Consider the following 14,044-nt stretch of genomic DNA (forward strand, 5'->3'; position numbering starts at 1 on the left):
AATTGATATACTATCATAATATCATTAAAAAGCTACGAATCCAATGATACCAAGGGTTTGAGCCGTTTTTATAACATTTTACTTATACTTCCAAATCCAAACCTGATAAGTAGGATGTAACGATACACAAGCAAATAACAGATACATTTTATTTTATTAAAATCAGGTTACAAAAAACGTTACATTTAAATTGCATATCAATTGCTAATGAAATATTGATTTTATTAAAAACGCTCTTAGTTTAGCTTATTTATAAAATAATTCCATATACTCCATTATTCTCCTTATAATGAGCAGAGAGTTGAATCTGTACTATCTCGTAAGTCATGTCCTGCTTCGTAGAAACAAAAGTAAAGATAAAAAAAGACCTCCCTAAGGAAGTCCATTTTTAATTATATAGTGTTATTGACGGTTCAAGTATTTGTTCTTCACTTACTTTTCCTTGATAGCTCTTAGAATTGAACCAGTTGCTATTAACATCGTACCTGCTACAAAGAATGACGCACTAAGTACAAAGAAACCTGTAAGTACATTTGTATTGATAATATAATTATACGCATCTCCGCCTACGTAGGCATATTTATTCGAATCGGTATATGTTTCAGAATTTTGATATCCTCCGAGTCTATCGAATCCTAAGAAAAGTAATATTGCTGAATGAATGTAAAAGATAATTCCCCAAATTGTCCATTTTTTTGTTTTCACGATAACTCTCCTTTTTTGTCTGTTACTAATTAATTAATTCATTTATACAGTTTAATTGTTTTTCATTAGAATGTAAATTATATTAATCTCGACTTTCTTAGCCTCAACATCTATTTCTAACTTATCAACTTCTGATGTTAATTGATCCTTATTATCAACAAGGTTTAAAACCTCTTAGAATCCTGTCCTTCTATTGTCAAACTTCTTTCGCTCAACATCCATGCTTTCTTTAACCTTTCTCTTTATGTTTGTTAATTCATTCTCTTTATCATCAATTTTCTTTTTCAGCTTCCACACTCTCATATTTCTTTCTAGGACACTCAACATTTCCATACCATGTGTCTGAATCAACCTATACCTATTCTCTCGACAAGTCCTCCTCCGATTGTGAAAATCCCCCCTCTACATCACTCCTCATTCTCCTTACCGTTATACAGACAGCTAAGAACATAATTTTGTGGCCACAAATGGTCACAGTACTTACAATAATCATTACCCTTTCAGTAGAATTTTGTTTATATAAATCAGTAAAAATGCATTTAAATCAACGTTTATCCCATAATTTAACTAGGAGAGCCTCTCCGGGGTCATAGTTGTAGAAACCGTGTCAAATTAATGTTTGATGCGGTTTTTATTTTCCGTTGACTTAACATTGACTTGACGCAGGGTGGCGGTCGGCTGCAACGGTTAGTTATACGCCTCCCATTTCGTTTTCAAAAACGAAATAGGAGGCGTTTTTTCTATTACATAGTATTTATGAAGAACGAGAAAACACAGTTTGAAGACCATAATTACAAACCTGATGATTGTAAAACAATTGGTCTCTCCCCTTCAACGATTAATACACGGCTGAAGACATTACGAGTGATGTTCCGCTTTTTAGTTGATGAAGAATTGATTGAGCGTAATCCTATGAAGCAAATAAAAAACGTAAACGAACCACAAGAGGAGATTGCTGTACTTACAGTTGATGAATTACGACGTTTACTTGATGCTTAAAATAAACGAGGCTATAGCAATTTTCAAGATTACGTTATTATGAATCTCTTATAGACACATTCTTGCGTATCAGCGAAGCGCTGTCACTTACAGTTAACGATATTGATTTTTCAATAGTAACTACCTCCAATTGTTATTGAATTCTTTTTCCTATGTATAAATCCGACCCCTGAATTGCTTCGTAACGTTAATTTCAAAAAAGCTTCAAAACTTCTTTTCGTATATCTTGGAAGAGGCGCCGGTAGAAAGATGGCCAGCTACTACTCGTCTCTCACACTATTAAATCCGACCCTAAGTCGATTTTGTAACGGAGAAACTGAAAAAAAACGCAAAAAAGACGTGAACCGAGGTTCACGCCTATATTTCAATTATTCTTCATCTTCGTCATACATAAAATGTTTAGCTATCTACCACCTAGCCTACACTCTTAACTTTTGAAGAATTTAAGATACTTAACATCCTCATCTTCAAAACATTTTCCTTCTGATTTTTTGTTAGCAAAGTTAAAAAACTCTTTTGCTATTTCTAAATTACCCAATTCATACGCAACTTTTCCTGAAATAAATTCTTTTTCACCTGTATCAATACGCATAAATCCGGTTAAAAACATTTTATCTGACCATTTTTTTGCTGTCTTAAAATCCTTTACATTAAAACAAGTATCAATAATATCATTCACTAAATCATAACTTTCATTATAAATACCTTTCGGATTAGGCAATACACTCCAAGCCTCTTCTAATAATGTGATAGACTCATTATGATTACCGTTATCAAATTCATCATTACTCTGATTAACGAGACTTTCGAATTTCTCTTTTATAGGTGATTGTAATATAGCCATATTGCTCCTCCTTAAATAAGGTCTTTAATCAAATCAAAATATTTATCATCTTCTTTAAAAAATATCTTGTAACCTTCTAGCATGTATGCTTTTAATAAATATTCCTTAGCTTTTTCAGGTTCTCCACATTCAAACAAGCTTTCTCCAAGTCTCAATAAAATCAATGGATTCGAAATACCGTCTGGACAGTTTATAGCATTATAAAAATTACTTTTTGCCATTTCATAGTCATCTTTAATAAGATAAGTGTCACCTATTACTGTATATAACCATGTACTTGCTTCCCAATCCGTCTTTGGTGCTGGCACCATTTCTAAAGCCATTAAATATTTCTCCAGTGCTTGATCAAATTGTTCTACTTCAAATAGCATATCTCCCTCTTCACACAGTTGTACAATTTGATTGTATACTTTGTCATCTAGTTCCAATTCCCTTTACCTCCAATTATTTTTTAGTTGGTGGCAAATATCTCTCACCTATATCTAAATAATTTTCTTAGCGAATGATTTCCCATGATCTGTACTCCCACAAAATCTACGGCTTTGTTTAGCAAACAATATGCTTGCGCTGTTGTTGATATCACTTTGTCTACCTTACTCGTAATAATGTTACCGCCAATGTAAACTATCAAGTACATTTCCTACTCATACTATATAATAAATTAATCTGAGACTCCGGGAATAACATATTCGAGTGTAGAGAAATAAAAAATACTTTAATCACTCCCTAAAGAGAAGCAGATTGAAGTTCTTGAGAATCAAGCTTACTTTGAAGCTGTGGCAAAGATGATTGAACAAAACAATTTAATTCTTTTAGAACAGATGAAAGCTCTACAGCTAATTCAGAAATAACAAACTTATGATTGATTAATTCTACATATGCTTCCATAAATAATATGTCTTTATTTATACCATCAGCCTCTGTTTTTATAGGGGCTTTTTTTATGCGTTGATTCATATTTTGAATTTGAATAGTTTCTTTCACATGTATGAATAGGTCTTCTAATAAACCAGGTGTAGACTCTAATTCCTGCTTTTCAATTTCCTCTGTTATAGCACTTATAAATTCCCATAGTACTTTTGCACCTAGTAGTTCTGCTAATCTTTTTTCACGCATTTCAAATTTTTTCATATTCATATTGAACACTTCCTTCATTTAATATTTGTTTAAAAATACTTAATAAATTATTTTGTTTTAGAGAACAATATAGAAATGAACTTTTCAGATCCATAATTACACAAAACGCGACATTATTCTTCAAAAAAAAGAGTCCAATCAAAATTTAGTACCTTAGCTATTTTTTTTGCAACAGGTACACTGGGACTCCTTTCACCACTTTCAATCATTGCATACATACTTCTAGATATTCTTGCTTTACATGCAATATACTCCTGTGTTTTCTCTCTATGTTTACGTTTTTTTAATAACCATACTCTCATTATCCCCCTCCTGAATTGTCACATAATGTGTACTTAATGATAATAATATATGAAAAAAATGTAAAATCAATATTTTTTACACATTTCGTGTACTTCGTTAAATGTTACATATTGTGACGTTATAATTGATATAGAAAACACCTAAAAGGAGGTAGCATATGTTTGGCACTAGACTACACACTCTTCGAAAAGAACGCAAACTGCGTCAAGAAGACATGGCAAAGCAACTAGGGATTGCTCGAACTACATATGCAATGTATGAACAAGGAAATCGAGAACCTGATTATAATACATTGATAAAATTAGCGACTTTCTTTGAAGTATCAATTGATTACCTCCTCGGTACAACTGAAATGAGACAAGTTACAGACATACAAGATCCTGAGCTTTATCAATGGTTTGAAGATATAATAAATGCGACTCCTCAAAAGCGTGAGGAATTAAAGAAGTTTTGGGAGTTTATAATACAAAGAGAAGACTAGATTATTTAAAAGACCCCCAACCTTGACTGGAGGTCTTGAGTTCGAGCCTCTCCGGGCATAAAAAAGAGACCGTATCAAATTAACGTTTGATGCGGTTTTTATTTGTGTACTCTTATACTCTACAACACTAGTGGTCACAGAATTGGTCACAATCCCTACAGAATCTATTCTATTTTGTTAACCGCATCTTCTTGCATTGTTGGTAATACATGTGAATAAGTGTCTAATGTGATTTTGATATTACTATGTCCCAATCTCTCAGAAATCACATTCACACCCTTAGCCAATAGCAGAGTAGCATGTGTATGACTTAAATCATGAAAGCAAATTTTTGCACAACTGCTTTCTGAATCAAAGCATTTAAACTTCTTCTAACGCTAGCAGGATTAATTGGCGTTCCAAAAGGAGTACACATCACCAAGTCATTATCTTGGTATTCTTCACCTTTACTTAGCTTCTCTTTCAATACGACTGCTCTGTGCTTCTTTAGCTTGTTTAAGTTAACCAACCTATATTCTTGTGTACGGTCTTCACCGATATATACCTCGATAATTCTTAAAGCAGGCATTTCACTTCCCTTAAAAATAAAGATCAAGTAATCAGCACTTATGATTAAATGCCCTTCTATAAAGTATAGGTAATTAAGAAAATATTATTAGTGAAAACAAATACTTCTATAATATCTATTTATTGAGATTATAGAATTTTTCTTGTATAATTTTATTTGTGAGGACATATTTCAAATTTTTAATATCTATGAAAGGAGGTGAAATTAATGCAAAAAAACATATTTTTAAACCATATATCTATATCTATAGATGATTGTTCACACAGAAACAATGATTACGTACATGTTAGATTTATAGAAAAATAATTAATGAATCACCTATTTTGTATTATTTAGTCCTCACAGCGTAAGAAGAAACTGCGCTAAACTATATTTCCATTTGCTTTTCCTACTTAAATAATCATGGGTAATACTGCAACGTAATTTCTAGCTATTACCCAGAATTATTAAAAACATGGAGGAAAATATATAATGGAAAATATTAATCTATTAGCAATGTTCTATCTTACAAACTTTACACTGTTTCTTTTGGGGGTATACGGAACAAAATTTTTTGAATGGGTACATAAAAAACTTTCAACTTGCAAAGCCACTACTTTTGGAATTGTGTGCACTATGGTATGTGTCTTGTTTGTAATTCACTTAATGTGGGTATATAAATAAATATATTCATAAACTAAAAATAGAGAGGTTTGTTCACCTCTCTATTTTTAGTTATATAATAAAAGAACAAGCGCCATCTTTAGAAGCTTCGTTCTTCTTCCTTCGCTGAATATTTAAAGACATTAGTTATTTGAAATGTAAAAAAATTCAAAATTTAGATGTATACCAAATTCAAACAATAGTACTTATTGGACTATAATATAAATTAGCATTTCCTATTTATATATAGTTTTTGTACTTTCCTATTTCTATAAGGACATTTGATATTATTTGTAAGTTTTAAAGTAACCCCCTATAAATTAAAAAATTTATTAATTATCCCTACCATGCTTGTTTAATCCTATAAACCTTTTGTCTTGTGATGCTATATTCTATCGCTATATTTGAAAGCACAACAATGCTATCATGCTAACAAATAAAATCTCCTCAGAACATCCCAAGATTGTGAACTTTTAAAAAAATCTAACATTACCCCTATAAAGAGTCAATGTTAGATTTTTTATTATTTAGGTTATTTAAATAATAGTTCCTTATGTTTCTTAGTATATATGTTCTAGAAAAGGTGATTATTAGATTTCTAAGGCTTATTTCTTTTAATTACTTTAAAAATCACTCAACTTGATCTATAAATGCTAACTAGTTTTCCGAATGCTCTTTAGTTCTTTCAAATAGAGGACGAATTTCATCAGATTCGAGTGTAAAGATTGGATGACTTTTCTTTGGAGTAGATCCTTTTCTTAAGATCAGGTTATAATCGGAATTATAACTTGTTCTGGTTTTATCTAGATCTCGAAGATACTTTATATATTGTTTCTTTTTATCTTCATTAAAGTTAAACAATTCTCCAATATATTCTGTATCCCTTATTAATTCTTCAAATATCTTCTGATTTCTAGAATCAATGTTAGGATTAGACACTAAAATTGATTCTTTAAAATTAATAGTATGCTCTTCAGGGAAAAAAGATATTTTTTCTTTCGGATAATCCAATAACTCACATATTTCTTCTTGTAGCTTTTTACGTGATTTCTCTGTATAGCCTATAAAAAATAAACGTATATTCTTAAACGATTTTATCTTCTCTTTAAAAGCAGTGTGCCGACTTAATTGAATAGGATAGTATTTTTCCTTATCAACAAGTTTTTGAGCAGTTTCATCAGTCAAATTATTTGATAAATAATAACGTTTTAAGGCATTAACAGTTTGACTGCCAGAGATTCCAATTTCAGATAATATTACTAAATCATAATCTGTGGTAGGCTCTGTTAAAACCCTAGATACAAATTGATCCAATCTCAATTGTCTTATTTTTGGAAATCCACTTAAAACTAATCTATGAAATCCGTTATAATCCTCAGCGGATTTGATATGAAAAAATATCTTTTTGGCATTTCCAATGGTCTCTTCAACCTTCATAAAGAATTCTGTTACATCCTTCTCTTTAATATATTGATGACTTGCAATTACATTTAGAAGAGCTTGATGATATTTTGGGTCAAATCTTCTAATCCAAGCTATTAAATCAGCCTCAATTTCCTTTAATCCCCTTTCCTTATAAAATGATTGTTCCTTTATTATGTCGACTGCTGGACTAAAGTAAGGAGAGTATAAAATTTCTTTTTCAATTTGGATGTTATTAATAAAACAATCTAAATTTATTGAATTTTTTTCCTTTCCATACTTTTTATATAACTTTTGCCTTACATTTATACTATCAAGTGTTTTGCTGATAATATCAGGCATAATAAGGATTAAATAGCTATCATTAGACTTGTAAGCAAAACAATACTCTGTATTTTCTATTACATTTACATCACTTAATTTGAATTTTTGCATCAAAGAATTACCTTGTTGGAGTTGATATATCTTTATGCTGGACCAGTCTTCTTCTGGAATGATCCAAGTATCATTTTCTATATCAATTTTAATTTCATTTAAGTTATCATCATACTCAAAGGTGCACTTTTTAAATACATCCATAATCTGAAGATTTTCTTCTACTGATATATGGGGAGTAATTAAATGCTCTAAGAAACGAATCTCCTTTTCCCATATATCTTCTATTAAATTGAAATCATAACAGTTAACTGAACTGATGATACTATTTTTTATTGTTTCAAAAACATGAACAATAGAGTCAGTTTTAATATCAACAGGGGTAAATAAAAGCTTTAGTAAATCAGATTTTCCCTTATATAGAGAATGATAGTATTCTAGGTAAAGATAAAATGCTCTTTTCTCTTCCCCAATTGTTTTAATTATAGAATCAATTAAAGATACAATTGTTTTAAACTTACAAAGTTCAAAATAAAAAGCATCATCTATTTGATCCTTATCTAAGATAGCTAAAAATCTTTTCAAATAAAATATTTTCAACTCTGCATCTTCCTGAATATTTTTTGGAAAGAAATCTTCATTTATCTTAGATGTTTTTATTGTATAAGGTTTCCCTCTGAATAATTCAATGTTGTTATTAATTTTACTAAAGAAGGTTAAATGAAAATTTTTTGTGCTATTCTCAACTACCTCGTTGTCCGATAATACTAACTTGTTATCATAACTAGAGAATGGCATTAATGGAAAATACGTTTCTTTATGGATTAAATCATAATGACCTAATATGCTTGGAAACTTTTCTTTGTTTTTTATAAACTTTTTCTTAAACAAACCAATACTTTCAAATACACTTATTACCTTATCAATATAAGAGTGGAATTCTTTTTCTGTATTTAATAAATGATGTAAGGATATGTAATCATGTCTATTGTATCTGAAAGATATTGATACATACTCACCGTCTAGCCATTTTTCATCTTTTATTTGAACTTCCTTTAAATAATCAAACTCTAAATCTACAACTTCTTTCCTAGAAATTCGAACCAGCAACTGATTACCGCGCTGTAGAACAATTCTATCGTTTTCTATAACATTCCGTTGGCCAATTTTTTTATTTGGATACATTGAAACTTCTTTTTCATTAATAATCCAATTAATAAATTCTAAATTATATTTTTTTTGAATATTTTCTAATACATTAATGCTTTCTTGATTCAGATAATCGGAGATACTTTCTGAATCGTCTTTTGCTTCCATCAGGAATAAGACAATTCCAGTGTGGAAATGATCATACAACTTAAGGACATCAATATTACCATTGCCATCTACAAAGTTATCATGAACCTTTATAGTCAGTATTGTGTTTAAGTTATTTCTTGTTAATAGTTTTAGTTTTAAGGTAGAAGTTCTTCTTAACCACTTGTTGTAATCTATATTTATAGTAGGGAAATAGGTATTTACATACGTTATTAAATTTTCCCAAACTCTTTTTATGTTAGTGAAATTTTTCTCAGTCAATGTTAATAGACAACATAAGTGATAATACTTATTTATAGTCCTCCTACTGTCTAGAAACTCTGATACGAAATCTTTAGGCTCGGTAGTTCCCATAGACTGATTAACTTTATTGAAAAATATTTCAGAAACCTTAATTATAAATTCTGGCGATACACTATTATAAAAAATTAAGTCATAAGTATTCAATATAAATTCTTGGATATCACGTTCTTTCTCAAGAGCATTCAAAATCCGTTCTTCCAAAAATTCTGGTATAACTTTTTCGAATTTGAATCTTAGAACGTTTAATAGAGTTTTATCATGAACTTTTAATATAAATTCATCATGGACAAATTCATTTTCTAACAACATTAAAGACAGTATTAACTCTGTCTCATAATTATTTACCTCTGACTTTATAAGTTCATATATTACTTGCTTTGTCGTTTCTTTGTGAGTATAACTTTTATAATATATAGCCTCTAGTAACGTGTTTAGAAAAACTCCTTTGCCAAGGCCTTTTAGAGTTTTGGAGCTTTCAACTAAGTTATTGAAATTATTATTTTTTGAAAAATAATAACGGAAATAGTTTCTAAATAGTGATCCTCTACCTATCTCTAAATTAAATAAATGGGACTCAAGATCTCTTTTTTCCTCTAAAAGACGCCTATTGTTATTAAAATGAGTGAAATAAAAACTCAGATTTTCTTCATTGACTTCATCAATGGTTGGTTTAACCATTTTGCTGAGCAGGCGTGTAGCTTTTTTATTAATGAAAGATGAATTAGTTTCTTGGCTTTTTGAAGAGTTATCTATAAAGTACTTGTTATCATTAAAATAACTTTCAAAGTCACTTTTAGAAGCCTTTACCTGGGAAAGAAGGTACTTATCCCAATTTATATGTAAATCTAATGATTCTAAATAAGTTTGTATCTTTTCTAAAGTTTCTTTAGCTTTCCCCTCATTTTCTACAATTAAAATCATGTCATCTACATATCTAAAGTAAAAGTTAAAGTTATCTTCAAGCAAACTATGTATGTATTTATCTAACTCAATTAAATAGACTTCTGCTAAATATCTGGCAAATGCTGGACCCTGTGGCACGCCTTTGGATTCCAAATTATCTTTTTCGCAAAGCTTTATTAAGTAATCTATTAAATGATTATATTTACTGAGCTGCTCGCTTGAGAGTGAATTTATTTTCTCTTTAATTATTTCAGAGGGCCCATGAATTAACTTTGTTTTTAATCTCCCTAAATTAAGACTTGAATAGAAATTTTTAATGTCAAGTTTTATTATATAATGTTCTGCAAGTAAGTCATCATTCAGCCTTTCCATAATTTTATTCCGATAAATTAGCCATTGTTGCATCCATGGTTTGAAAATATTGTAGTTAGCAAAGCTATTTTCAAATTTATAGCCATAAGAATCATCAGAAAACTCAGTGTAATAGAAAGCATTAAGTATTTTTATTAGGTATGTACTCATTACTTTTTCTTCAGCTTGAAGTGCATAGAGACTTCGAACCTTACTATTTTTTTCTAAACGAGAGAATTTATAAGGTTCCCTTACTGTATAGTTACCAACAAGAATATTTTCTATGTCTTCTTTCATATCCTTGACATCGATATTTTCAAGTTCTAATTGAGTAAACAAAAATGCAATTTCATCGTTCTGGTCAGTATACTTCTTTTGAGCCTTAATAATTTTGTCTATTTCTGATTTCTTTACTTCAAAAGCGTCATAAGGCAATAAATCAACATCAAGAAACTTAAGTGGAGATGTTGTTTTTAAATCGATAATATCTTTATCCTCAAGACTACAGTTACTTTCACACTTACAATTATGTTGAGAGAACTTACTTTTTAAGAAACCACATGTCGGAGGATGGAGATTAAGGTTCTCCAACTTTTTTCTTGTAAGTTCAGGTTTGAAGTTATCCATTTTAGAGAAAAAGTCCCAAAGAAGTTCTTTCCCATAGTTGTCATTTTGAGGAGTCCTCAATTTATTCAGTAGACCAACAAATATAATTCTTTCACTCTCATTTAAATCGTTTGGATACTTCTTTAATATTTGATCGATAATTGTACATTGCTTTATTTTCTTTAGAACATCATCCAGATTTTCATTTGTCCCTTTTAAAGCATTCTTTGTTGGTATAAATGGGTTAGTTTGTGTAGTAATCTCTGCAGCTTCTAACTTTAAATTTAACTTTAAGGCCACATCTTTAAAACTTTGCTTTGGGTAACACGATAGCAAAGTAAGTTGAGAGGAAAGAAACTCTTCATCAAGTTTATTCTTCCATATTTCAGATGAATATACGAATGAATAAATGTCATCTATAAAATAAGAATAATTCTGAGACTTAGTATGAAGAGATAAAGGTAATTTTACCCCAAACCCTACTTTATTATTATTATTTTGACCACTTTTAGGAAAGAGGTCGACATTGATATAAGGGCTCAGATTATTCTCAATCTCCTCATTCAACCTCTTTACGAGCTGAAAGGCATGTGATTTTTCAACCGGTTCGGTGAATATTACCCAAATATGTATGCCTCTATTGCCTGAAAACTCGACAAGATAATCAATTTTAAATGAATCAAGAAACCTGCAAATTTCTCTTACTTCATTAATAAGTATATCAATGTATTTTTGTTGATCTTTAGGAAAGTCATTTTCTAGTATCTTTTTATCTATATCGAAATCTAAACAGATCCATTTCAACCTAGTTTTAACTTGCTGATATGTGAGATAACTTTTCTGATTCATTAACATATCATTTATTCGCAAAGGATCAAAAATATTATTCTTTGTACTATATTTCCCATTACTTTGCTGTTCTGCAAAATACTTCTTATTAATGACAAACTTGTCGAATAATTCTGTTGCAAGATTCTTATATAAGTCCCTAATATTCACTTTAACATTTCTAGCTAGCACCGACTTTTAACCTCCCATGATTCTTTTTACTTACTTCTATTTGTAATTTTAACAGAATGAAGAAGTGTTTGTAATGGTTATAATAGAAATCCTTTCTTCTTGAATCTCAAGAATTTTAATACGTAGTACTTCATTCTACAAAGAATAACTGTACACAAACTTAATTAATATAGAGTATCTGCATCAAACAGTACTTTAGGTTTTCAATATTATTTTAGATCAATTTACAAATCAAAAATTTTATTCTATAAATTAATTTTTTAATCACCTGTTCCTACATAAATATTCAATATTTTAATTTAGGTAAATACTACGTAACATTTAATATAAGCAATTTTACAAATATTCCTTCCAACGTTTAATCCACAAATTCTAAATACGAATCCCACTCTCTCTATATCTTCTGAATATATGGCGTTGATAATCTTTAAGTTTAATTCTAAGGGTTATTCTTTAAAGATTTTAAGCTATTCACCTTTAATTCACATTCTCATGATGACTATTGTCTTTTTTAAAAGTTTGGTGTAACTCTCTTTTGATATTATCCCCTTTAGGTAGACAGTGTGAAAAAGACCATGTATACACATGGATGTTACACTATTACTTGGAGGGGATTTTTCATGGCCAAAAAAGGTACAACATTTAATACATACTCAAATGAGATAAAGTTATCAGCGGTTCAAAGTTATTTAAATGGTGAAGGAAGCTACGATATGATAGCGGAGAAATATCAAATTAGAAGCTCTACACAACTTAAAAATTGGGTGAAAAAATATAAAGAATGTGGTGAAATTACAGATACTCGTGGGGAAAATAATAAAATGAAAGGTATACCGAACCCTTTAAAAGGTAAACGGATTCATTTTAAAAGTGTTGAAGAAGAGCGTGATTACTATAAGGCTCAGGTTGAATATTTAAAAAAGCAGTATCCAAATCTGTAAATGGGGGCGTACTAAAATATAAAGAACGATATCATATCATTGAATTACTAAAGAGAAAATATCCCGTTATATGGCTTCCTAATTTTGCGGGTGTACATCGCTCAAGTTACTATAAGTGGGTTCATACAAAAAGTATGAACAACATACGACTAGAATCCGATAAACGATTAAAAAAGGTAATTCAATCTATTCACCTAAAGCACAAAGAATATGGTTATCCACGTATGAAAATTGCTTTAGAAGAAGAGTGTTATTTTATAAATCACAAAAAGGTATATCGATTAATGAGTGAGCTTAACATTCAGTCTATTATTCGGAAGAAGCGTCGCTTCTTTAAAGGGAATTATTCTAATACTTTTCCAAATGTTTTAAACCGTGAATTCAAAGATCGCCAACAAAATGAAGCACTTGTTACAGACATTACCTACCTACGATTTCAAGAGGGCTTCCGCTATCTTTCTGTTGTACAAGATATTTATAATAACGAAGTTGTTTCTTGGAAAATATCCAAGCGTAATGATAATGAACTTGTATTAGATACAATTGAACTGTTGGCACAAAAAAGAGATGTGCGTGGAACCATTCTCCATTCAGATCAGGGGTTCCAGTACACATCTCATGCCTACAACAAACGACTTTTAGATTTAGGTATCATTGGCAGCCACTCTCGCAAAGGAAACTGCCATGATAATGCCTGTATCGAGTCATTTTTCTCCCATTTTAAATCGGAGATGTTGTATTTGAATCATTTTAAAACAGAAGCGGATTTAATACAAGCAATTGAAGAATATATTTACTTTTATAACTATAAACGTTTCCAAAAACGACTCAACCATCGAGCTCCGATAGAATATCGAATCTCGATGGCTGCTTAGTCTTTTTAATACTGTCTACTTGACAGGGATAAGACCAACATTTTTATTTGCGTCTTTTTCAAAGTAATCATTACATACTAGATTAAATTCATCAAATGCTTCTCTATTAATTTTCACTAATAATCAAATCCTCCTATTAAATTATTGTTATAATATATATTTATAATCTATTGTGTTTAACTTTTTAACAAAAATATTTTTGTTAATGTATTGCGCTTACCTTTGTAGTAATAATAAAAAATTACAGTAGCC

9 protein-coding genes and 1 pseudogene are annotated in these 14,044 nt (G+C 30.0%); 3 read left to right on the forward strand and 7 right to left on the reverse strand.

Annotated elements, in window-relative coordinates; genetic code table 11:
- Positions 1 to 432: 432 nt before the first annotated feature.
- Positions 433 to 705, reverse strand: a complete 273-nt coding sequence (locus EBQ15_RS19530; protein ID WP_000850452.1) for a hypothetical protein — start codon at positions 703 to 705, stop codon at positions 433 to 435.
- Between the two features lie 756 nt (positions 706 to 1,461).
- On the opposite strand from EBQ15_RS19530, the gene EBQ15_RS19535 reads away from it, so the two are divergent.
- Positions 1,462 to 1,704 (forward strand): hypothetical protein, encoded by a 243-nt coding sequence (locus tag EBQ15_RS19535; RefSeq protein ID WP_232292419.1) that lies wholly within the window; start codon positions 1,462 to 1,464, stop codon positions 1,702 to 1,704.
- Positions 1,705 to 2,131: 427 nt separating this feature from the next.
- Here the strand turns inward: EBQ15_RS19535 and EBQ15_RS19540 are convergent, their stop codons facing one another.
- From EBQ15_RS19540 to EBQ15_RS19555, 4 genes are all read right to left on the reverse strand, one after another.
- A complete protein-coding gene (locus EBQ15_RS19540; RefSeq protein ID WP_000996348.1) occupies positions 2,132 to 2,548 on the reverse strand; it encodes a hypothetical protein in 417 nt (138 codons plus the stop codon).
- An 11-nt stretch (positions 2,549 to 2,559) separates the two neighbouring features.
- Positions 2,560 to 2,976, reverse strand: coding sequence for a tetratricopeptide repeat protein (locus EBQ15_RS19545; protein ID WP_000417869.1), 417 nt, complete (start codon positions 2,974 to 2,976; stop codon positions 2,560 to 2,562).
- A 298-nt stretch (positions 2,977 to 3,274) separates the two neighbouring features.
- Positions 3,275 to 3,685, reverse strand: a complete 411-nt coding sequence (locus EBQ15_RS19550) for a hypothetical protein (RefSeq protein ID WP_001056150.1) — start codon at positions 3,683 to 3,685, stop codon at positions 3,275 to 3,277.
- A 113-nt stretch (positions 3,686 to 3,798) separates the two neighbouring features.
- Entirely contained in the window at positions 3,799 to 3,987 is a 189-nt protein-coding gene (locus tag EBQ15_RS19555; protein WP_001267014.1) for a helix-turn-helix transcriptional regulator, read from the reverse strand.
- 158 nt (positions 3,988 to 4,145) lie between these two features.
- Between EBQ15_RS19555 and EBQ15_RS19560 the strand changes: the two genes are divergently transcribed.
- A complete protein-coding gene (locus tag EBQ15_RS19560; RefSeq protein WP_000468119.1) occupies positions 4,146 to 4,469 on the forward strand; it encodes a helix-turn-helix domain-containing protein in 324 nt (107 codons plus the stop codon).
- Between the two features lie 164 nt (positions 4,470 to 4,633).
- On the opposite strand, the pseudogene EBQ15_RS19565 reads toward EBQ15_RS19560, so the two are convergent.
- Together EBQ15_RS19565 and EBQ15_RS19570 are read right to left on the reverse strand one after the other, a co-directional pair.
- Positions 4,634 to 4,959 (reverse strand): annotated as a pseudogene (locus EBQ15_RS19565) (tyrosine-type recombinase/integrase); the annotation flags it as partial.
- 1,377 nt (positions 4,960 to 6,336) lie between these two features.
- Entirely contained in the window at positions 6,337 to 11,976 is a 5,640-nt protein-coding gene (locus tag EBQ15_RS19570) for a TOTE conflict system archaeo-eukaryotic primase domain-containing protein (protein ID WP_000881083.1), read from the reverse strand.
- A gap of 620 nt (positions 11,977 to 12,596) precedes the next feature.
- On the opposite strand from EBQ15_RS19570, the gene EBQ15_RS19580 reads away from it, so the two are divergent.
- Positions 12,597 to 13,792 (forward strand): IS3 family transposase gene (locus EBQ15_RS19580; RefSeq protein WP_369015227.1). Its coding sequence is split into 2 segments (ribosomal slippage): positions 12,597 to 12,891 and positions 12,891 to 13,792, totalling 1,197 coding nucleotides; the frame shifts between segments, so codons are not numbered across the junction.
- Positions 13,793 to 14,044: the final 252 nt, after the last annotated feature.

Origin of the sequence: Bacillus sp. 2D03 (assembly GCF_003946765.1) — a bacterium.
Lineage (GTDB): Bacteria > Bacillota > Bacilli > Bacillales > Bacillaceae_G > Bacillus_A > Bacillus_A cereus.